Raw genomic sequence first — 20,597 nt, 5'->3', positions numbered from 1 at the left:
GCCAGTACATTTCCATCATTCAACGATATCGAGGTACTTGATGATGTAGATGTACTGGTTACTGCTCTCAAACAGATATGCCCTGTCTGCTTAATTGATATTCCGCTTACCACGTCAGAAAGTGACAATTTTTGTCACATTGCTTACTTGATACACACCACCCGTACTTGATGAATATCGGTAATTCCTTGTAACACCTTTTCGATCCCATCCTGCTTCAACGTTCGCATGCCATCGCCCAATGCCGTCACCAGCATATCCGCGACACGGGCGCGCTCCTGAACATTCTTCTTCAGCGCATCGGTCGCCGTCATCAACTCATGCAATCCCACCCGGCCTGAATAGCCGGTACCGACGCAATCATCGCAACCGGCAGCTTTATACAAGGTAATCTGGCCGCTTTCATCGCCGTATTGCTTGATCCATTGCTGCCGAATCTCTTGATAAGCAGCTTCCGGATTGGCCCTAAACCGGTCAATATTTTTCAATTCCCCGCAATATTCCATTAATAACGCTTGAATCTCACCCTCATCGGCAATATACGGTTGCTTACATTTGCACAATCGTTTGGCCAGCCGCTGTGCCAATACACCCAGCAGCGCATCGGAAAAATTGAACGGATCCATGCCCATATCCAGCAAGCGAATGACCGATTCAGGTGCGCTGTTGGTGTGCAATGTCGCCAAAACCAAGTGACCGGTCAGTGAAGCTTCAATGCCGATGCTGGTGGTTTCCTTGTCACGCATCTCGCCGACCATGATGATATCCGGGTCTGCCCGCAAGAAAGACCGCATGATGACTGGGAAAGTCAATCCCGCTTTGACATTGATTTGTACCTGACGCAAGCCTTTTTGCGTAATCTCGACCGGATCTTCCGCTGTCCAAATCTTGGTGTCGTCACGATTGAGGTATTTCAAAACCGAATGCAGCGTCGTGGTTTTACCTGAACCTGTCGGCCCGCACACAAAAAACAGCCCGTAAGGTTTGCTAATAATCTTTTTCAACTCTTCCAGGTTATGCTGAGTAAACCCCATCTTATCCAGCGGAATCGGCTCGCCGGCCGCCAGAATACGCATCACGACATCTTCCACGCCACCCGCCGAGGGCAGGGTTGCAACGCGCAATTCGATGTCCAATGGCGCAAACTTCCGGAATTTAATCTTACCGTCCTGCGGCTTGCGTTTCTCGGAAATATCCATATCGCACATGATCTTGATCCGTGTCACCAAGGGATTGCGATAGCCCGCCGGAATCTCGATATAAGGCATCAACGAACCATCCTTGCGGAAGCGGATCTTGGTTTTCTCTTTGCCTGAATAAGGCTCGATATGGATATCCGACACACCCATCTTATAGGCATCGATGATGATCTTATTGACGAGCTTGACCAGCTCGTTGTCGGTAGCAGCCGAAGATTCTTCTATCTCGGCGCCTGCCTCTTCAGCGTCTTCCACACCCAGATTGGTCAGCATCTCATTGATATCGCCCGTACCGATCTCATCCGTGCCGCCGCCATAGAATTGTTCGATCGTCGCATTAAATTCATGCTGCGTGGTAACCGCGTAAATAATTTTATGCTTGGGAAAAATGGTATGGGCAATGCGCTGCGACTTAATCCGCTCGGGATCGAGCGTCAGTATTACCAGGCCGTCTTTGGTATCATCAATCGGCAGCAAGGAATTACTTTCGACATAATCTTTTTTTAAATTTCTGAGCAAATCGATTGGTTTAATCCGGTCGGCCTTGAAAGGCTCGTATTTAACCTGAAAAAATGAAGCTAGCGCTTTACCGATGAGCGGTAAACTGATCTGAAATTCTTCAATCAATACATCTTCCACATCACAACCCTTTTTACGCGCCGAACGGGTGGCCAGTTCCAATTCCGCGGCGGAGATCAGCGCATCGAAAATCAGATAATCATATTTTGATTTCAGCAGTTGGGCGGGTTTCTGACGCTGCCTAAGCGCCATCGCGAGCGCACGGCAAATTTCTCCCACACTCTCTACAGTTGCGGTTGTGAACGGTTCATTACGCCTGTTATTAATCACCTGAACCATACCGATCAACTCGCGGCTGTCAGTACTCAGGATCGGCACCGCCAGCATCTGTTTGGTGCGATAACCGGTGCGTTTGTCCACTTCATTGGAAAAAACCAGCAACGGATTATATTTTTTTAACTCGCTCTTATCGTAAACATCCGCAATATTGATAATTTTCTTTTGCAAGGCAGCACATCCGATAATACTGTTTTCCGTTAGCGGCAGTTTCAGCTCCTGGAAAGAATCAAATCCGGTTTTAACCCTTGAGACAAAAAAAGATTTGTCGTCACTCAGCGAATAAATGGTAAACCGGTCCGCATTGAGTAACGTACAGATATCCTTACTAACTTCCAGCGCGATCTCATCCACATCGCTGGCTGCTTGAATCTTATTGACAACAATCTGTAGATGCTTGGAAAAAGCCGATTCACTTGTGCCGCCCGCACTATCTGTTTGTGGTTGTATCGTTGCAATTGTACTCATGGCATTGCTTCCTAAAATTCGAATAATTGATTGTTCTCAAGCCGGCGCGGATTATATTGCCCCAGGCACTGATGTATCTCATCCATGATGACATCGGCTTCACCCGGTTTCATGTGCGTAATGAATATTTCCGCATTCCGCTCCAATTTCACTAATTCTTCCGCCAGCAAGCTGGGGCAAAAATGCCGTGATCTGATCGCGATATCTCTCTTCTGGTTACAGAAAGCGGATTCGATGATCAGATACTTCAGATTTGCAATCCTATTAACGGCCATCCAGAAGGCATCATGAGTGGTCGTATCACCGGAAAAAACAAGACTGTCAGATCCAGAGTCCAACTGAAAACCAACGGTGGGAACGGTATGGTGGGCCGGCAATGGTGTAATCGCACGTCCGTCAAGAAAAAAAGTATCCCCCAGCGACAATGCTTGGTACCGCATATAAGGGGAATTGTCATTGGGAATTTTTGTAAAATCCGGCCAGAGGTGCCAGTTAAACAGATGTTCCCGCAATGTATCCAATGTAGGTTGGATGGCGTATATCGTTATCGGGTTGTTACGTATGGAACCGACGGTATCAACCAGAAACGGAATGAATGCAACATGATCCAAGTGTGCATGCGTGACTAAAATATGATCTATCTTGATCATTTCGGACAAACTCAAATTACCCACGCCCGTGCCCGCATCGATCAGCACATCGTCGTCCAGCAGCATGGCCGTGGTTTGTTCGCCGCTCCCTATCCCTCCGCTACATCCCAAGATCCTGAGCTTCAAAAGATTCGCTCCGGAAATTCATTACTTAATCAATAATACCGGAGTTGTCGCCAGTTGCATCACTTTGCTGGTGACCGATCCCAGCAACAAACCTTGAATACCGCCCGCTCCGCGCGGTCCCATGACAATCTGGTCAAATTGCTTCTCACTTGCGAACCGGACAATCATTTCGGCCGGATCGCCCACCACAATGTGATATTGATAAACAACCCCCGCTTGATCGAGCAAAGCGCGTGTGTTTTGCAACTCTTTCAGCCCTTCCTCCTGATGATACTGCTTGATATCCGCCTGGTTAATGAACAATGACACATTGCCACGCAGCGAATACTGCACATTCAACAAATGCAGTTCCGGCTTTTCCTTATACCAGTCCAGCAAAGCAATGAAGCCGGTTACCGCTTTATTGGCATATTCAGAACCATCGACAGGTAATAAAATTTTCAGCATGATCGATCTCTCAATATTTTATGTAAATCTAATGCTTCGGTTTGTCATTAGCCAAATCTTCCAACGGCTCAGTCTTGGCGGGCCTCCGCGCAGCCAGCGCTTTACCCGCAACGATCACCAGCAAGGCAACCGAAACCGGTGCAACCCACTGGAGATACTTCGCTTGCGTGCTGACCCAATCCTTGGTAACCACATCGGTAACCGCCATATCCCCGGCGATCCATCCCAGTAATCCGGCACCGATCGCAATCGTCACCGGATAACGATCCATGACTTTCAACACCATTTGACTACCCCAAACAATGATCGGCACGCTGACGATCAAACCGAAAATCACCAAACCGATGTCATCCTTGGCAGCGCCGGCGATGGCGATGACATTGTCCAGGCTCATCACCGCATCCGCCACAATGATCGTCTTGATCGCGCCGATCAACGTCGTGCTGGCATCGATCTCATGCGCGCCTTCCGCTTCGGGTTGCAGCAATTTAATACCAATCCACACCAATAACGCGGCACCGATAATCTTGAGATAAGGCATGGTCAGCAGACTCAAAGCGAAAAAGATCATCACCACACGCAGCGCGATGGCGCCGAAAACTCCCCAAAAAATACCCAGCTTACGCTGTTGTTCGGGCAAACGCCGGCAAGCCAGCGCGATCACAACGGCATTGTCGCCGCCGAGCACGATATCAATCGCGATGATTTGTAAAACTGCAATCCAGAATTGCGGACTATCAAAAGCCATTTATTTGTTCCTGACAAAAATTTCCAACTGATAAGAATATGACAAAGGAATGTGCTATTCCTGCTGTTCAACTTCGAGAAACTTCAAGAGTTCATCTTTTTGCTGCAACGTATCGTTATAACCCAGCTCGATCAAATCGCGGCAGAAGGGTACCTCAAACAGCACATAGCTGAGCAATGTCGAGCCGTTCGGGCCCATCGCGCCAATCGCACGGTACAAATAACGCATGATCCACGGCAATGTATACGCATATTTTTGTGCAATCTCGTTGATTCCCTCACTGGGCGCGATCATCATCGATTCGACCGGACGCAGCGGTACATTTTTGGCTTTAAGCGCTTCGGGCGGAATCAGTTTCAACGTCTCATTGATCCGCAGCAAACGTTCCAAATCGACATCCAGGCTATCCACAAAAATGCTGTTCAACGCATGGCCGGCAATCTGCGCAAAAGGCGGATAACCCGATGCACTCATGCGTCTCGGCTCGTCGGTTACAGGTTTACGCACGCCGATAATCAACAATTTTTCGGCGCCCAGATGAAGCGCCGGGCTAATAGGCGCCAATTGACGCATGGAGCCGTCGCCGAAATATTCCCGGTTTAATTTGACAGCGGGAAAGATAAACGGTATCGCTGACGAAGCCATCAAATGTTCCACGCCGATTTCAGCCGGAATACCCAATCGTTGTGCTCGCTTCCACGGCAGCACTTCTCGCGCCGCTTGATAAAAAGTAACCGACTGTCCCGAAGTATATCCCCACGCAGTGAGTCCCAATGCGTGTAGCGAGCCGGAACGGATACAGTGCTGAATGGCGCGAAAAGAAAAACGGCTTCTGAGCAAGGCTTCCAGCGGACAATTATCCAGCAACGAAATCGGATTATGCTGACCGTACTCGCTCGATACCAAGGAAAGCAAGCAGCGCAGCGTGTTATGAATAACGCCGAGCAGATCAGAGCGGTAAATATGGTCAACATGAAAATTTGACCAGACAGCCTCAAGCCGTTCGACACCCTCGGCAAAATTATTGGCTGAAACCGCGATACTGGCGGCGTTGATAGCGCCGGCTGAAGTACCGCAAATGATCGGAAACGGGTTACGGGTCTTGTCCGGCAATAACTCGGCGATTGCTCGCAACACGCCGACTTGATAAGCCGCGCGCGCTCCTCCGCCGGTCAGAACAAGCCCAACCTTGGGTGTGATTAGTTCCTTCTTTTTCTCATGCACGAACTGCAAATTCCGACTTCACCCTCTCCAGCGCATCCTTTAAGGTTTCTTCTGGTAAGTTATTCAACGAACTGGACAACATTTTCGCCGCCTGGCAAACCGAATTCGGCAATATCGAACTGTCCAGCTTGGCCACAAATACTGCCGCTGCACCAGTGGCATCCAGCAGGCATTGACGCTCCTTCATCAATATTTCCATTTCCTCGCGCAACATGGAAACTTCTTGTTCTCTCAGGATAGTATTAGGCATATGATATTCCTTTTGACATTGATACAGTAAACAACCTGTCGAGCACTATAGCAAGAACTATAATCGATTTAAGATTTGAACTCTGTGATGTTTGCCACGTTTTTCCGTCTTTCTTAAACCTAGGGAACGCTGAATAATTGGGCAGGTACGCTGAAATACAAGGCGAATGGAGCGTAGAAAATGAGACTTATCATCGTGATAGGCAATTTTTCGAGCACCACCTAACACAGCGGATCGCTTGCGCAGGCAACTATTACAATGTTTTCCTAATTAATTATCGGCATTTATACTCATATCATGAACCATCATTCACCCGCTGCACTTTATCCTGAAATCCAACCCAATCGGCAAGGCGCACTAGCCTTGGATAACATTCACACTATGTACTGGGAGGAATCCGGCAATCCATCCGGCACACCGGTGGTATTTATCCATGGCGGCCCCGGCGCAGGATCGACACCGGCGCACCGGCGCTTCTTCGATCCGGCATATTACCGCATCGTGGTATACGATCAAAGGGGCGCGGGGCGCTCCACCCCGCTGGGCGAGACTCGCGACAACACAACCCCGCACTTGATCAGCGACTTGGAAACATTGCGCCAGCATCTGGATATCGAACGCTGGCTGGTATTCGGCGGCTCGTGGGGCAGTACGCTGGCGTTGGCATACGGCGAGGCGCATCCGGAACGCTGCCTGGGCTTTATCCTGCGCGGCATTTTCCTGTGCCGCAAACAAGAAATCGACTGGTTTCTGTACGGACTACGCAATCTTTTCCCGGAAGCCTGGCGAGAATTGGTTGCACCGCTTTCAGAGGCAGAGCGCACGGACATTCTGTCCGCCTATTATCAGCGCTTGATGAATCCTGATCCAGCCATTCACATGCCCGCCGCGCGTACCTGGAGCACCTACGAAGGCTCGTGTTCGACCTTGCTGCCGAATCCGGCCACGGTCAACTATTTCGCCAGCGACACCGTGGCGCTCGGGCTGGCGCGCATGGAAGCACATTACTTCATGCACAATATCTTCTTGCCGGACAATTCGTTGCTGGATAACGCGCACAAGCTGCACAACATTCCCGCCACCATCGTGCAAGGCCGCTACGACGCCGTCTGCCCTATCGTCAGCGCGGACGATCTGCATCACGCCTGGCCGCAAGCGGAATACATCATCATCGACGACGCCGGGCATTCTGCGTGGGAACCGGGCATACAAGCCGCGCTGATCCGCGCCACCGATCGCTTCAAAACCCGCAAGCCGTAACGCGCAATCTATCCGCTCCTTACATTCCCGGCATAAGCGCTGACCTCCATCATCCACGCGATGCCCAGATGCACCGCCAGACCTCCGGCGATGGAGCGGGTTTGATACGCGACAACACCCAAAATCAACCCGCCGAAGAAGGAAGAAATGCACTCGAGCAGCGGTTTACCGAAATGGATGCTGCAATAAAAAACCGCCATCGGCAAAATCGCCGCCGGTCCGGCATAGCGGGCAAACGCAAAAATCAGGAAACCGCGGAAGAACAGTTCAATCGTGACAAAATCGATGCCGTAACTGACCTCGTACAACAACTGAAACCAGCCGAAATGCTCCGTGTGCGGCGCGATGAAAGCGATCTGCTTTAAGCGCGGATACGCCGTGAGAAAATCCGGCTGCGTCCCGGCATACGCAATCAGCGGCACCATGATCAACAGCATCAAACCGTACGGCCGCCAGCGCACATTACGCACCGTCAGACCCCAAAAGCACGGTTGCTCTGGAAACCACTGCTGTAACACAATCAACGGCACCAGCACGACCAGCAATTTAAACGGCAGCGCCGTGACGATCGTCCAATAATCCCCCCACACACCCTCGATCCGATTCTCCAGCGGACTGGCGACAGTCGCTTTCACCGCGAACAAAGCCGGTGCGATCAGCAGCAAAACCAAAAACATCGGTGCCGGTGTGATCAATTGTTTGCGCGCTAGCGCAACAAACCCATACGGAACCACAAACGCACAGCAATAAACCAGAAACAACGCGGCGCACTGGCTAAAGCGCGAATCCAACCCTCGAATGACGCCGCTTTCAATATTCAGCGTGTAATTCAGCGTAATCAGAATACCCGCCCACAGGATGCAAAATAACAGCATCCCTTTGTCCATCGCCACAACGCGATCTTGCCAATCAGAAAGAATAATCTTTAACATCGATCAATGGAAAAATACTCAGCAGATGAGGATGGAAGAGCACAAGAAATCTTATTTGAAATAGCGTAATGTACTACATGCAGCGCAGAATTCTTAAGGAAACGCTGATTAATTGGCTGCACGAACGAATCGCTTCGTTGCGCGGTACCCGCGCCCTCTTCTATCTTGCCGATATGTCTCGGCTGCTGCGTTCCATGCACCTATCGCTTCATCTCGTTCGCCGAATTAATCAGCGTTTCCTTAACAAAATCTCCTGCTGAACGGAAAACCCCGTTTATTCACGCTTTAGGTGGTCGTCTCCCTACCGTATATTCCAACTTCATTTACCCGAACAAGCAGTTGCACCCAACGATCAACGCGGAGGAATCAATGGAAAGTTATTTTCTTGGCCGGCAACCCATTCTGGATCGCAATCAGAACTTAGTCGCGTACGAGTTGCTGTTCCGTCAGGAGGAAACCCAGGAAGCAGCCAAAGTCACCGACGATTTATCCGCGTCGGCCAACGTGATCGTCAACGCTTATGGCCGTTTCGGCATTCAGAATGTGCTCGGGCAACAGCGCGGTTTCATCAACGCCGATCTCGACTTGATCATGAGCGGCATCATTAGTTTGCTGCCCAGCAGGCATGTGGTGTTGGAAGTCCGTGTGCCGGAACAAATCACGGCCAAATTTCTGCAGCAGTGCAACGATTTGAAACAAAAAGGCTATCAATTCGCGTTGGATAATATCGTCGCGATCGACAGCAAAATCGAGCAATTACTGCCGATCGTCAGCGTCGTGAAAGTCGACGTACTGGCGCTCGAAACGGACGAGCTGGAAAAAGTGGTCGCTGCGTTGAAACGCTGGCCGGTTTTGCTGCTGGCGCTGAAAGTAGAGAGCCGGGAACAGGAAATGCGCTGCAAGCAACTGGGATTCCAGATGTTTCAGGGTTACTATTTCGCAAAACCGGAAGTAATGTCGGTCAAACGCGCCGATCCGGGCAAACCGTCGCTGTTGAAGTTGTTGACTTTGGTAACGGACAATCACGACCACGAAGCCATCGAAAAGGAATTCAAGCGCCAGCCCGGCTTGAGCTATCACCTGATGCGCATGGTCAACTCCGTGGCTGGCGATCTGCCGCACAAAATCAACTCGATCAAGCATGCGATCACATTGATGGGGCGCGAGCAATTGCAGAAATGGATACAACTGCTGCTGTACACTTCCGGTTCAACTGAAGACGGCATGCCCGATCTGCGCATGCAAAGCGCGGTGGAGCGCGGCAAGATGATGGAATTGATCGCCGCCGCCGAGCGCCCGCACGATAAAAATCACCAGGAACGGGCTTTTATCGTCGGCATCTTGTCGCTGCTGGACGAATTATTGGGTATCGACATGCGGCAGATCGTCAACAAACTGGGTATTTCCGACGATATGTGCCAGGCTTTGATGACGCGCGAGGGGCGATTGGGCCAGGCGCTCAAGTTGCTGGAGGCAGACGAGCGAGGCGACCATGCCGCGGTTCAATCTATCCTGGCCGGTCTCGGTTTCTTGAGTCTGGATGAATTCACCGGTATCAAAATACAAGCCAGCGGCTGGGCCAATCAGACCGGCGACATCCCTAACTAGAACGACCCGGATCAGTCTTGCGACTAAGGCAGCCGCTCAAACGCGGAGACCGTCAGACTCAGTTCATCGTCCGCGGCACCTATGATGCGATCGACGGTGATCCGGGTTGGAAAGCCGTAGCCCGGATGATAAGCGGCCACGACCTTATCCGCCTTGCCGCTTAAATTCGATTGCAGCTCGGCAAATAAATGGTCGAACGTCGCGTAACGGGAAAAATGCCGATAGTCGCTGTCCGCTGCCATGATTGGGTGGCCGGCATTATCTTTCATCACGACAGCCTGCCCGTTCAGCACTTCGATCTGCAACGGCATGCGATGGCGGAACGGGCAGAAACAAATCAAGTTCAACTCAAAACGGTAGTGCGTGATATCCGCTTCCCGCCATTTCTTCCGCTGCCCCTCAAAATCGTTGTGAACCGGTGTTGCACATGCGATCAGCAGTATGGTTAGTACGAGTAAAAATAGTTTTTTCATGCGCTGCGGAATTCCTTAATCATCCATTTTTCCCGGCTCACCGGCCGGCGTATCCAGCGTGATTTCCGGCTCGGTAAACGGTGTGGCAGTAAATTTGACTGGCAGTTCGCTATAAGTGGTTGGCGTGACAAACACTTCCATGTACACCGGCGTGGCTAGGAAACTGGCGTAAAAAGTATTGATGTAGTTGCCCGAGGCTGTGGCGAAACCGAATCCCTTCGGTGTGATCTGTCCTTGTGCATCGATACGGACTAAATTGTCCAGCGTAAACGGCTCGTTCCCAGGAATCCATTTGCCGGTCGGATGCAGACCGGTGATGCGTTCGCCATTGCGATGCCCGGCAATACTGAGAATTTGATAATAACCCTGATCATCCGCGGTCTCGGTAGTCGAAAATGTTCCGCTGGCCGATATTTTGCTGCCCGCATAATGCCAATTCCACAGTTTCTCGGCATTGGCACTAGAAACGGATACGAGCAACGGCACCAGAACCAACCCGGATAAGATTAAACGCAGCCATTTGTGCATAATGTGCTCGACAATGAGGTGGTTATTTTTAAATGCCCGGCTGAAATGTGCGGAAACACAATTCGGCTCCGGTTTGCTCAGTTTCCGGTCAGGCTGTGGTAAATTTTTTCCATCACGCCGTTATTGTAATCCTGAACCACGAGCTGCGAATAAAACAAATCCTTCAGTTCGATCACGGTGACTCCAATCAGCAGCAGCAAACCGATACCGGTGAGATTGGTGAACAATAAAACCGCACCGGTAATAAAAACACTCAGATTAATGCAGCCGCGCAGCCATTTTCCCAGATAAAAATGATGCAGTCCGGCAATGAACAAATAATTCAGCACCGCATACGTATCTGGATCTTTCAGCGCTTGTTCGGTTTGTTGGAAAAATTGCAACCGCTTATCGTCCGGCAATTCGCGCACCCATCTTCTGATGCGCTCCTCATCCTCCTGGATGGTTTCCTTGCTTTTCCTCGCGATGCTCATGTGCCACCCGTTTTAGAGTTCAGCGCGCCAGCGTGATGATCACCGCTTCCCGCCTCCAGAACAATAAAAACCGCTTCTGCTCAACAAACTGAAACACCAATGTCCAGCCATCCGCCGCTTCCTTATTGAGCGTCGCTTCCAGGCGTTTGACCGGAATTCCGGAAGCGCCCAGAATAATCGTCCCCAATCCGCCTTCCGTCACGTACAGCACTTTGTACTCCTTATAAGCCATTGCCGCTCCTCTTTAAATGTGGGATTGTTTCAATCAACGGCGCAGTTTAGCGCAACCGGGGTGACCGGTGTTGCGCGGCGGATTCCAATGCGCAGCGTATTACGCTACCACAACCCGTCTGCGATAAGCGATCATGGTAATCATGAATACGCAAATCACCAGCATCACAGCCGGGAACAACAGCGTAGTCACGGAAAGATTCTCCAGCGCCAGCATCACCAGCACATTGCGCAACGTAAACAAGGCGAAAAACAGCAAAGATTCCGAATACGGAAATTGATACGCTTTTCGGACCGTCGGACCAAATCCGGCGACATCGATCGCGGTCAGCAACACCACCGCCCACAGCGGATCGGATGTCCAGTACCACAGCGGCAGCGACAACAGTGCCGTAGCAAAAAACAACCAGTCGGTGCGCGTAATAGTCACGTCCGCGCGCTTCGTGTAGGCCAGATAAGCGATGAATATCGTGATGGTCGCTGACACCCCGATCGGCCACGTACCCGCTCCGCCATTGTCTTCCAGTTGCGCCAGAAAAATCAGCAGCGTGGTCGCACCCCAAATCACCCAGGAAAAAATATGCGGCTTGACCGATCCACGGAAAATTTCCCGGATGTAGGGAATGAACGCAGCAAACGTGATCACGATGGCGATAAGACTAAGAGCCTCTTTGTAGAACATTTCTTCTTGCTCGGCTTTGAAAAATCGAAAGCGATGTATGAGTGCATTGTTTTCGATTAGTTCAGTCCGGATAAAAATATCCTTGGCGGAACTTTTTCTTCAATAAAAGCAAAAAGAATTAGCCATTTCTGGCTATTCGATCAGTGTTTTTTGCGGTTGCGGCTGACTGGGTCATTGGTCAACGGCCGGTTTGAAATATACCTGATGTGATGCAGATACCTTGATGGATGCCACCAGACTTCTCCAGCAGCATCCGATTGAAAATTAAGCTGCCTGATTTCTACGGCGAACCGTGAATCCCAGCAATCCCAAACCAGCTAACAACATGCCGTAAGTGGCAGGTTCAGGCACCGGACTGATTGTGCCGCCGATAAAGAAAGTGTCTGTGCCATTGATTGCAGAAACAGCTGCTGCGTTCAGTGGAATCGATACGATATTGCCATTGCTCGATGAACCAATCGCAATCGAAGCGTAAGAAACACCGGATGCCAGATCACCAAAAATTCCAAGACCGGAATCGGTTAAAGGGTTACCCGAAACATCGAACAAGGTATACACCAATGCAGCCGATTGGCTCAGAAAACCGCCATCCGCGCCGCCATTCTCGCCGACTGCCGGTTGATACAAATTCAACACCGCGCTGGTAGCGCCGGTAATTCCATGAAGATCGAATGCAAAGTAGTTATTTGCGAACGTGTCGCTTCCACTGCACGAATCGGACGAACCGCAAGTCCCTACGATATAGTTTCCTGTCGCGCTGCCGAAATTGTTAACACCAAATTCATCAACCCAACCGCGGTTGGTCGCCGTTAAAGTCGTACTACCGTTCAGCACCAATTGCGCGCTGCCGATGCCGTGCGTCCAAGCAAAACTATGATCGCTTAAACCAGCCGATGCAACCGACGGCAATACCGCCAACCCTAGTAAACCTACAACTGCACTTGCCAATTTGATTTTTTTTGTCATGATGCCCTCCGGCGAGTTACGTCATTAAGTAATGATTAATAGAACTATCCCATAAGAAAATAGTACCTTGCATTATATTTGGGAACCATAGAGCGGTTCTACTTTTTTTATAGGCGAGTTGTACTATTTTTGGGGGTGTCATTATCGACTCTGAATTAACAAGAACGCGTCATTACAACGCCGGCAATCTTTCATCGCCGACTCAACAGGCTTCTACTCCCAAATCACCATTTTGAAGCGTTCCTTGACGATGCCGAAGTAGCTACACTTCCAGTCGCTTTGCGCGAAGAAGTCGAGATGGTGCCATTGGTCTTTTTGTTTCAAGATGCTGGCGGCGGCATCGTCCCAGTCGATGGCGGCGAATCTCGGTTCCAGTTCCTGCTTGCGGTCTTCGACTTCGGCGTAGTCGAAACCGTCGTATTCCCAGTGCAGCACTTCGAATACATTGCCGCCGCGGTCGGCGTAGTCGATGCTAAAATCGAGTCCCCATTTCGGACGGATGCGGATGATCTTGTAGATCAGCGGATTGGCTTTCGCCCAGTGCTGCAATTGTTGCAACGCTTCCCCGGCATACCCTTTGCGCTCAAACAGCAAACTGTGATTCAGCACCGCGCCTTCGACCCGGTCCGGTTGCGTGAACCACGGCGCTTTCAATGCATGATGGTGCTCCCGGTGCGAATGTGCTTGCGTCCCGTTGGCTTCGGCATAGCGCTGTTCGAGATCGGTCAGGTCGTAACCGTTCTGATCGAATAGCGCCAGATCGCGTGCCAGCGGGATGCTCGCCGTATCCAGCGGCCGCTCCCAATGACTGATGGGATTCAATTGATGGTCGGTTAAATCGAGGTAACTCATAGGCAAAAAGATGAACGGATTAACAAATGATGGCGAAAAGAAATTGCAGATTGTGACAGGCTGAATCAAAAAAAGCTACGCGACCGCCGCAGGAGCAGTAAATTAGCCACCGTGGCGCGGCTTTCCATACAATGCGCGCAGCTCATCCTTGGTCTTTTCCAGCACCTCGCGCTGCTGCGCAGACAAATGCTTCCCCGCCCGGTTGATGTAAAAATTCAGCATCGACATCGCCGACACAAACGGCTCCGCCTTGCGCCGCTCGCTACTATCGGCGGAATGCTTCAACGACAATGCGATTTCATACGGATCGTTCCAAGTAAAAACACCGGGCTCGAGATCGAGAGCGTCGCTGGTTTCGGTGACATGGCGGGACCAGTTTTGCGGGGTATTTTGAGACATAAACCATTTTGCAGTGTCATTAAAAAATAACCCCGTTACTTTAACGGGGCTATCTCAATTAGATCAGTTTGTTATTCTAGCTATTTTGTTTCCTGCGACGCGCAAAATAGCCTATCAACCCCAATCCTGCCAGTAACATGGCATAGGTTTCCGGCTCAGGCACAGCAGCTACCGTGTTGGTGAATGAGAAACTTAAATCGTTGTAGTCAAATGGTCCGTTATAAAGATCTTCGAAGCTGACCAGCGTTGTATGCGGAAGCCAGTCGGATTGTACCCGGGCGTGCTCGTGACCGTCGGGATTCAGACTGTCCGGTCCGGTAAAGAAGTCATCGCCGGTATTGTTGACATGCATACGAAACAGCAACTCAGTTCCTGCGGCGAAAGTCCCTAAACTTACTGAAGTGCCGACCGGTGTGGTGTGGTTATTAAAAATAAAAGTAGAACCCAGGTATAGATCGTTGCTGAATGCAGCCGAGTTTCCTTCATAGGTTGCGATGATTTCCCCGCCCGTGGCAAATACTTTAAGTCCTTCTGTACCAGGCGCAGCAATTGGGAATGCATAAGCCGACAAGCTGACGCCCCCGGTAATCATCAAAGCAGCGGCTAGACGTACAACTGTATGAGTAAGCGTATGTAACATAGTATTGTTCCTTTTTTTATTATCGATCGAGCCAATTTAGAAGCCAGCGGCAACAACATTGGCACTCAAATTCAGAGCATGAGCAAAACATCTGAAAATAATAAGACACTTCATCTGTTTTGCTCCCAATGCGCGCCTGCTAAAGCAGATAGTAAGCGTCATCGGCTTTATACTCCCACTGCAACGAAACGATCAAAACTTATCGAACCGTTTGCAAGCGGTTGTCAAGTATTCTCCGTTTTTCCGATTGAATCAAGTGCCGATTAGAATATTGTTTTACAAGCAATTATTTGCCTCTAGCTTGAGGATATTCAGCAAACCGGACGGTTGTTGACTTTCCGTTCCATCGGTAAACGGATTTACTCCCAGCAACGGCCCCTCCAGCCGCTGCTTCAACATCGCAATATTTTCTTCCAGCACCCGCATCTGCTGATCGATACCATTCGCCACCCAACCCGCCAACGGCAAACCGGCAGCGCGGATCGCTTGCGCGGTCAGCAAGGCGTGATTCAGACAACCGAGGCGCATACCGACCACCAAAATCACCGGAAGATTTAACGCGCGCGCCAGATCGGCGCCGGTTTGCTGCGCATTGAACGGCACCAGGAAACCGCCTGCGCCTTCGACGATGACGATATCCGCCTGACTGCTGAGCGCTTGGTAAGCGTGTTGAATGACGGCAAGATCGATGTCGACACCGGCTTGTTGCGCGGCGATATGCGGTGAGACCGGGGGATCGAAAGCGTAGGGGTTGACGTGTTGGCGCGCGGCGCTGATGTTGCTGGCGGCGATCAGTTGCTCGACATCGTGCCAGCGGCCGTTTTCACTACCGGCCACTACCGGCTTCATGCCCACAACCTTTTTGCCTTGCGCGGCAAAAGCCCGTAACAGCGCGCAACTGACGGTAGTTTTACCGGCGCCGGTATCGGTGCCGGTAACGAAGTAGCCTTGCGCCATATTAAGGCGGCAGCCCCAATTGCCGCCGGGTTTCCGGCGTCAGAATCGAACGCGGGTCGAAAGGTTTCCAGGCATGTCCGTACACCACTTCAAATGTGGCTGGCAGCTTGCCGTCGCGGCGCAGGGTTTCATAGGCATCGAGTGCCTGCCGCCACTGACGCTTACCCATCAACCCCTGCCGCCGCCCCTGCGTCACGTTATGCGCGCCGATGGCTTTGAGATCGCGCATAACGCCGATCACGTCGTCGTACGTCAGCGTGATGTATTCCATATCCATCACCGGGGTGGAAAAACGGTTGTTCAGCAGCAGATCGCCGATGTCGTGCATGTCGACGAAGCGGTTGACGTGCTGGTAGCCGTCGATATGCGCGAACGACTGGCGCAATTCCTTCAGCGTATCCGGACCGAAGGTGCTGAACATCAGTAGCCCGTCGGCGCGCAGTATGCGATGCATTTCAGCAAAGGTGCGATCCAGGTCGTTGCACCATTGCAGCGCAAGGTTCGACCAGATCAGACCGACGCTTTCGTTCTTGAACGGCAGTTGCTCGATATCGCCGCATACGTAGTCACCGCGCTGCTGCAACGGCAGCAAACGTTGCCACCAAGCGGTGTTCGGGCGCGCGTGCGTGAGCATCGTCCAGGCGATATCGAATGCGATCAAACGGCTTTGTGGATAGCGTTTAGCCAATTGCTGCGTGCCGTAACCGGTGCCGCTGCCGGCATCGAGAATCACATCCGGCTGGTATTTGATATATTCCAGGCGCGCCAGCATGCGGTTGCTGATCTCGCGCTGCAACACCGCCGCCTGGTCATAGCTGCTGGCGGCGCGTTCAAACGAGGCGCGCAGTTGTTTCTTGTCAAGAATTTGTTCTGAAATCATTAAGATGTGCTACAAATTGTTCGGGGTACGATAAAAACGGCGCATGGCCGCAGTGTTCAAACTTCACATATTGCGACTGCGGCAATTGCTGGTGCATCCAGCCAGCTGCCGCCGGGTGTGTAATCACGTCATTGTCACCATGCATGATCAAAACCGGTTGACGGATATCACCGACACAGTCGCGCAAATCGCTGTGCTGTAATATCTTCAATCCTTTCTCCAGCGCTGCCGGATCGGGCTCGGCGCGCTGAAAAAAACTTTTGCGCAGTTGTGACAGAATTTTGCCCGCATCGCGATCACCGCTCATTTGCAGTGTTAGGAAGCGGTTGATCGTCGTGGCGTAATTCAGTTTCAGATTCTCTAGAAACAGTTGCAGCAATTTGCGATCCATACCGGATGGCCAATCGTTTTGCCAGGCAAAACAGGGCGTGGTCGAAATCAAAATCAATTTCTCAATTCGCTCCGGCTGGCGCAATGCCAATTGCATCGCAATCTGCCCGCCTAGCGACCAACCGCCGAGCAGGCAACGTTCCGGCAGGATAGCGGCGATGATCTCGGTCAGATGTTCGAGCGTTCCCGGCTCGCACGCCGGACTCAAACCGTGCCCGGGCAGATCGACCAGATACAAACGGAAATGTTGCGCCAGCGCATCGCGTACGCTGCCCCAGATACCACTGTGCATCGCCCAACCGTGTAGCAGCACGAGATCGGGACCCTGCCCGGACGTTTCAATATGCAGTGCGGTCATGATTGAGCCGCCAATTCATTCAAAGCATCGATCAATCGTACGATGTCTTGCGGTTGATGCGCAGCGGACAATGAAATACGCAAGCGCGCCGTCCCTTGCGGTACGGTCGGTGGACGGATCGCCGGAACCAGTATGCCGCGTTCGCGCAATCCCTGGCTGATGCGCACGGCTTCAGCGCTATCGCCGATCAGCAGCGGCTGAATTGGCGTGTTCGATGGCAACGGTTTCCACGGCAATGACTGCAAACCTTGTTTCAGTTGTGCAATATGCTGCGCCAATGCCTCGCGCCGCCATTCGTCCTGTTCGATCAGCTGTAAACTTGTCAGCAATGCGTGCGACAAAGCCGCTGGTGTGGCGGTGGTATAAATATAACTGCGCGCCGACTGAATTAAAGTTTCGATCACCTCCGGTTGCGCCGCGACAAACGCGCCGAACACCCCGGCCGCCTTGCCGAGCGTGGCCATATACACCACACGCGGCGAATGTGCGGCAAGCTCCGGCGTCGTATGCAAGCTGCCGCGTCCTTGCCGCCCGAGCACGCCGAAACCATGCGCATCGTCAAGCAACAGCAGCGCATCATAGCGTTCGCATAAAGCGATCAGTTGCGCAATCGGCGCAATGTCGCCTTCCATACTGAAGACCGCATCGGAAATCACCAGCTTGCACCGCGCCTCAGTCGCCGCCAGCCGCTTCTCCAGCACCACTAGATTGAGATGCGGATAACGGATGAACTTAGCGCGCGATAACAGCGCCGCATCGTTCAGCGACGCATGATTGAGTTTGTCGGCAAAAACGGCATCGTCACGCCCGGCCAGCGCAGTCACCACACCGGTATTCGCCATGTAACCGGTGGAAAACAACAGCGCTTGCGGAAAACCGGTGAATGCCGCCGCCGCTTCTTCGAACTGATGATGAGCCGCCGAATGTCCATTGACCAGGTGCGACGCACCGGCGCCGACGCCGTAGCGCCGCGCGCCTTCGCACACCGCTTGAATCAATGCCGAATGATTGGCCAGTCCGAGATAATCGTTGCTGCTGAACGCCAGATAATCCTGCCCGCCGACCGCAATATGGCTCGCCTGCGGGCTGTCGACGACTTGCCTTACTCGCCGCAACCCCTGCTGTTCACGGTTGCGCAGTTGCTCGGTCAGACCGGAAAACATTTACGACAATGCGCGTAATCCCAGCTTATCCAGCAGCACCCGGTCGCGATCGGTTTCCGGATTCGATGTAGTCAACAACTTGTCGCCGTAGAAAATTGAATTGGCCCCAGCGAGAAAACACAGCGCCTGTACCGCATCGGACATTTCCTGACGGCCCGCGGATAGCCGCACCATGGCTTTCGGCATGGTGATCCTCGCTGCGGCGATGGTGCGCACGAATTCGAGCGGATCCAGTTCTTCAGTGCCATACAGTGGTGTGCCTTTGACCTGCACCAGGTGATTGATCGGCACCGATTCCGGGTAGGGATTGAGGTTCGCCAGTTGTGCGATCAGTCCGGCGCGCGAACGGCGTGTTTCGCCCATGCCGACGATACCGCCGCAGCACACGTTGATGCCGGCGTCACGCACTTCCTGCAACGTATTCAGACGATCCTGATACTGCCGCGTGGTAATGATTTCTTCATAATATTCGGGTGCCGTATCAAGATTGTGATTGTAGTAATCCAGACCGGCTTCGCCGAGCTGCTGCGCCTGGCCCGGTTTCAACAAACCCAGGGTGGCACAGGTTTCCATGCCGAGCGATTTGACCGCACGCACCATCTCGGTCATTTTTTCGATGTCGCGCTGTTTCGGGCCACGCCATGCCGCCCCCATACAGAATCGCGAAGCGCCTTTGGCCTTGGCTGCCGAGGCGGCAGTGACTACCTCGTTCAGCGACAACATGTCCTGATTTTCGACACCGGTGTGATAACGCGCGGCTTGCGGACAATAACCGCAATCCTCGGGACAGCCGCCGGTTTTGACCGAAATCAGCGTCGATAACTGCACACCGTTGGCATCGTGATATTGGCGATGCACCGTTTGCGCTTGGAAAAGCAGGTCGTTAAACGGTGCATTCAACAACGCTTCAATGTCCGCTACGCTCCAAACTGCTGCATCTTGCGATTTTCCGGTTTTACTTCTCAGTTCGTTTTGTATTTCGCTGTTTGTTGGTGCATCCCAGTTCATATTCATTTACCTATTGTTCAGTTTAATTGCTATAGCGATCGCGCCGTTTGCCGATAGCCTTCGATGATCAAGAATGGTGTCAGTGCCGCTTATTTTACCACCGACGATTTTTACGCAATGGATTAAATACGATGCCTACCCGAACTCAGAAAAGCTGCTTGCTGTGTGGTGCAATCGCCGGCGGGGATTTTTGTCCAGCCTGTTACCGCGATTTGCCGCAACTGCCTGCCAGTCATTGTCCTGTTTGCCTGTGGCCGGTACCGACCAACGAAATCTGCGGTAACTGCCTGAAGAAACCGCCGGCATTCACACGCACGCTGGCGGCACTGCGTTATACCTTTCCTGCCGACGCGCTGATCCATGCGTTAAAATATCAAACCAATCTGGCTATCGCACCGGTTCTTGCCAATCTTTTCATCGCCCGGCTGAAAACAATGGAAACGATGCCCGATGTCATCGTACCGATGCCGCTGCATCCGATCCGGCTACGCGAGCGCGGATTCAATCAGGCGATGGAAATCGGCCGCACGATCGCGAAACAAACGGGTATTGCCTTGCTGCCGGACGGTTGCAGCCGCATCAAGCATACCTTGCCGCAAACCGGATTGCCGTGGAAAGAGCGGCAGAAAAATATCCGCCGGGCTTTTAGTTGTAGAATAGATGTATCCGGCAAACATGTTGCGATCGTCGACGACGTCATGACCACTGGCGCGACACTTAATGAATTGGCGCAAGTATTGCGCCGCCGGGGTGCTACTGAAATCAGCAACTGGGTTATCGCCAGAACCCTGCCGGAAATCCATCCATAGGCCCTTATACTTTTTAAATCA

Annotated in this window: 24 protein-coding genes; 3 read left to right on the top strand and 21 right to left on the bottom strand. The window is 51.9% G+C overall.

All coding sequences use genetic code 11. The annotated features are described in order from the left end of the window. Nucleotides 1-143: 143 nt before the first annotated feature. From HRU77_13380 to HRU77_13355, 6 genes are read right to left on the bottom strand one after another with little or no spacing between them, the layout of a single operon-like run. The gene (locus HRU77_13380) at nt 144-2,522 is read right to left on the bottom strand and encodes a GspE/PulE family protein (protein QOJ21585.1); all 2,379 of its coding nucleotides are present in this window, start codon (nt 2,520-2,522) and stop codon (nt 144-146) included. A gap of 11 nt (nt 2,523-2,533) precedes the next feature. Continuing rightward, the gene (locus HRU77_13375; protein ID QOJ21584.1) at nt 2,534-3,298 is read right to left on the bottom strand and encodes a 3',5'-cyclic-nucleotide phosphodiesterase; all 765 of its coding nucleotides are present in this window, start codon (nt 3,296-3,298) and stop codon (nt 2,534-2,536) included. Between the two features lie 21 nt (nt 3,299-3,319). Further along, the gene (locus tag HRU77_13370; GenBank protein QOJ21583.1) at nt 3,320-3,745 is read right to left on the bottom strand and encodes a universal stress protein; all 426 of its coding nucleotides are present in this window, start codon (nt 3,743-3,745) and stop codon (nt 3,320-3,322) included. A gap of 28 nt (nt 3,746-3,773) precedes the next feature. Continuing rightward, a complete protein-coding gene (locus HRU77_13365) occupies nt 3,774-4,493 on the bottom strand; it encodes a TerC family protein (protein ID QOJ21582.1) in 720 nt (239 codons plus the stop codon). Nucleotides 4,494-4,547: 54 nt separating this feature from the next. Further along, entirely contained in the window at nt 4,548-5,717 is a 1,170-nt protein-coding gene (locus HRU77_13360; GenBank protein QOJ21581.1) for a patatin-like phospholipase family protein, read from the bottom strand. Beyond that, entirely contained in the window at nt 5,710-5,967 is a 258-nt protein-coding gene (locus HRU77_13355; protein QOJ21580.1) for a hypothetical protein, read from the bottom strand. The genes HRU77_13360 and HRU77_13355 overlap by 8 nt, the downstream gene beginning before the upstream one ends. 297 nt (nt 5,968-6,264) lie before the next feature. Between HRU77_13355 and pip the strand changes: the two genes are divergently transcribed. Next, a complete protein-coding gene (gene pip / locus HRU77_13350; protein ID QOJ21579.1) occupies nt 6,265-7,227 on the top strand; it encodes a prolyl aminopeptidase in 963 nt (320 codons plus the stop codon). A gap of 8 nt (nt 7,228-7,235) precedes the next feature. Here the strand turns inward: pip and HRU77_13345 are convergent, their stop codons facing one another. Then, nucleotides 7,236-8,159: a CPBP family intramembrane metalloprotease gene (locus tag HRU77_13345; GenBank protein ID QOJ21578.1), complete on the bottom strand. Its 924-nt coding sequence runs from the start codon at nt 8,157-8,159 to the stop codon at nt 7,236-7,238. Between the two features lie 369 nt (nt 8,160-8,528). Here HRU77_13345 and HRU77_13340 point away from each other — a divergent pair, with 369 nt between their 5' ends. After that, entirely contained in the window at nt 8,529-9,767 is a 1,239-nt protein-coding gene (locus HRU77_13340) for an HDOD domain-containing protein (protein ID QOJ21577.1), read from the top strand. A gap of 23 nt (nt 9,768-9,790) precedes the next feature. Here HRU77_13340 and HRU77_13335 read toward each other — a convergent pair whose 3' ends face one another. From HRU77_13335 to bioB, 14 genes are all read right to left on the bottom strand, one after another. Next, nucleotides 9,791-10,240: a hypothetical protein gene (locus tag HRU77_13335; protein QOJ21576.1), complete on the bottom strand. Its 450-nt coding sequence runs from the start codon at nt 10,238-10,240 to the stop codon at nt 9,791-9,793. Nucleotides 10,241-10,255: 15 nt separating this feature from the next. After that, nucleotides 10,256-10,768: a PEP-CTERM sorting domain-containing protein gene (locus HRU77_13330; protein QOJ21575.1), complete on the bottom strand. Its 513-nt coding sequence runs from the start codon at nt 10,766-10,768 to the stop codon at nt 10,256-10,258. Nucleotides 10,769-10,845: 77 nt separating this feature from the next. Beyond that, entirely contained in the window at nt 10,846-11,241 is a 396-nt protein-coding gene (locus tag HRU77_13325) for a TM2 domain-containing protein (GenBank protein ID QOJ21574.1), read from the bottom strand. A gap of 19 nt (nt 11,242-11,260) precedes the next feature. Next, nucleotides 11,261-11,473: a DUF4177 domain-containing protein gene (locus HRU77_13320; protein ID QOJ21573.1), complete on the bottom strand. Its 213-nt coding sequence runs from the start codon at nt 11,471-11,473 to the stop codon at nt 11,261-11,263. Nucleotides 11,474-11,572: 99 nt separating this feature from the next. After that, complete coding sequence (locus HRU77_13315) at nt 11,573-12,154, bottom strand: hypothetical protein (GenBank protein ID QOJ21572.1); 582 nt, start codon at nt 12,152-12,154, stop codon at nt 11,573-11,575. Nucleotides 12,155-12,418: 264 nt separating this feature from the next. Continuing rightward, nucleotides 12,419-13,120, bottom strand: coding sequence for a PEP-CTERM sorting domain-containing protein (locus HRU77_13310; GenBank protein QOJ21571.1), 702 nt, complete (start codon nt 13,118-13,120; stop codon nt 12,419-12,421). 213 nt (nt 13,121-13,333) lie between these two features. After that, complete coding sequence (locus HRU77_13305) at nt 13,334-13,972, bottom strand: hypothetical protein (protein QOJ21570.1); 639 nt, start codon at nt 13,970-13,972, stop codon at nt 13,334-13,336. Nucleotides 13,973-14,074: 102 nt separating this feature from the next. Beyond that, on the bottom strand, nt 14,075-14,371 hold the full coding sequence (locus HRU77_13300; GenBank protein ID QOJ21569.1) for a DUF3175 domain-containing protein: 297 nt from the start codon (nt 14,369-14,371) through the stop codon (nt 14,075-14,077). Between the two features lie 76 nt (nt 14,372-14,447). Continuing rightward, a complete protein-coding gene (locus HRU77_13295; protein ID QOJ21568.1) occupies nt 14,448-15,011 on the bottom strand; it encodes a PEP-CTERM sorting domain-containing protein in 564 nt (187 codons plus the stop codon). A gap of 276 nt (nt 15,012-15,287) precedes the next feature. Then, on the bottom strand, nt 15,288-15,968 hold the full coding sequence (gene bioD / locus HRU77_13290) for a dethiobiotin synthase (GenBank protein QOJ21567.1): 681 nt from the start codon (nt 15,966-15,968) through the stop codon (nt 15,288-15,290). A 1-nt stretch (nt 15,969) separates the two neighbouring features. Continuing rightward, complete coding sequence (gene bioC / locus HRU77_13285) at nt 15,970-16,848, bottom strand: malonyl-ACP O-methyltransferase BioC (GenBank protein QOJ21566.1); 879 nt, start codon at nt 16,846-16,848, stop codon at nt 15,970-15,972. Next, nucleotides 16,826-17,596, bottom strand: coding sequence for a pimeloyl-ACP methyl ester esterase BioH (gene bioH / locus HRU77_13280; protein ID QOJ21565.1), 771 nt, complete (start codon nt 17,594-17,596; stop codon nt 16,826-16,828). The genes bioC and bioH overlap by 23 nt, the downstream gene beginning before the upstream one ends. After that, nucleotides 17,593-18,759 (bottom strand): 8-amino-7-oxononanoate synthase, encoded by a 1,167-nt coding sequence (bioF, locus tag HRU77_13275; GenBank protein ID QOJ21564.1) that lies wholly within the window; start codon nt 18,757-18,759, stop codon nt 17,593-17,595. Before bioF ends, bioH begins: the two co-directional genes overlap by 4 nt. Then, a complete protein-coding gene (gene bioB, locus HRU77_13270; protein QOJ21563.1) occupies nt 18,760-19,767 on the bottom strand; it encodes a biotin synthase BioB in 1,008 nt (335 codons plus the stop codon). A 131-nt stretch (nt 19,768-19,898) separates the two neighbouring features. Here bioB and HRU77_13265 point away from each other — a divergent pair, with 131 nt between their 5' ends. Next, nucleotides 19,899-20,576, top strand: coding sequence for a ComF family protein (locus tag HRU77_13265; protein QOJ21562.1), 678 nt, complete (start codon nt 19,899-19,901; stop codon nt 20,574-20,576). Nucleotides 20,577-20,597: the final 21 nt, after the last annotated feature.

The organism is Gammaproteobacteria bacterium, assembly GCA_015709615.1.
GTDB lineage: Bacteria > Pseudomonadota > Gammaproteobacteria > Burkholderiales > Nitrosomonadaceae > Nitrosomonas.
This window is presented reverse-complemented; position numbering and strand designations above follow the sequence as displayed.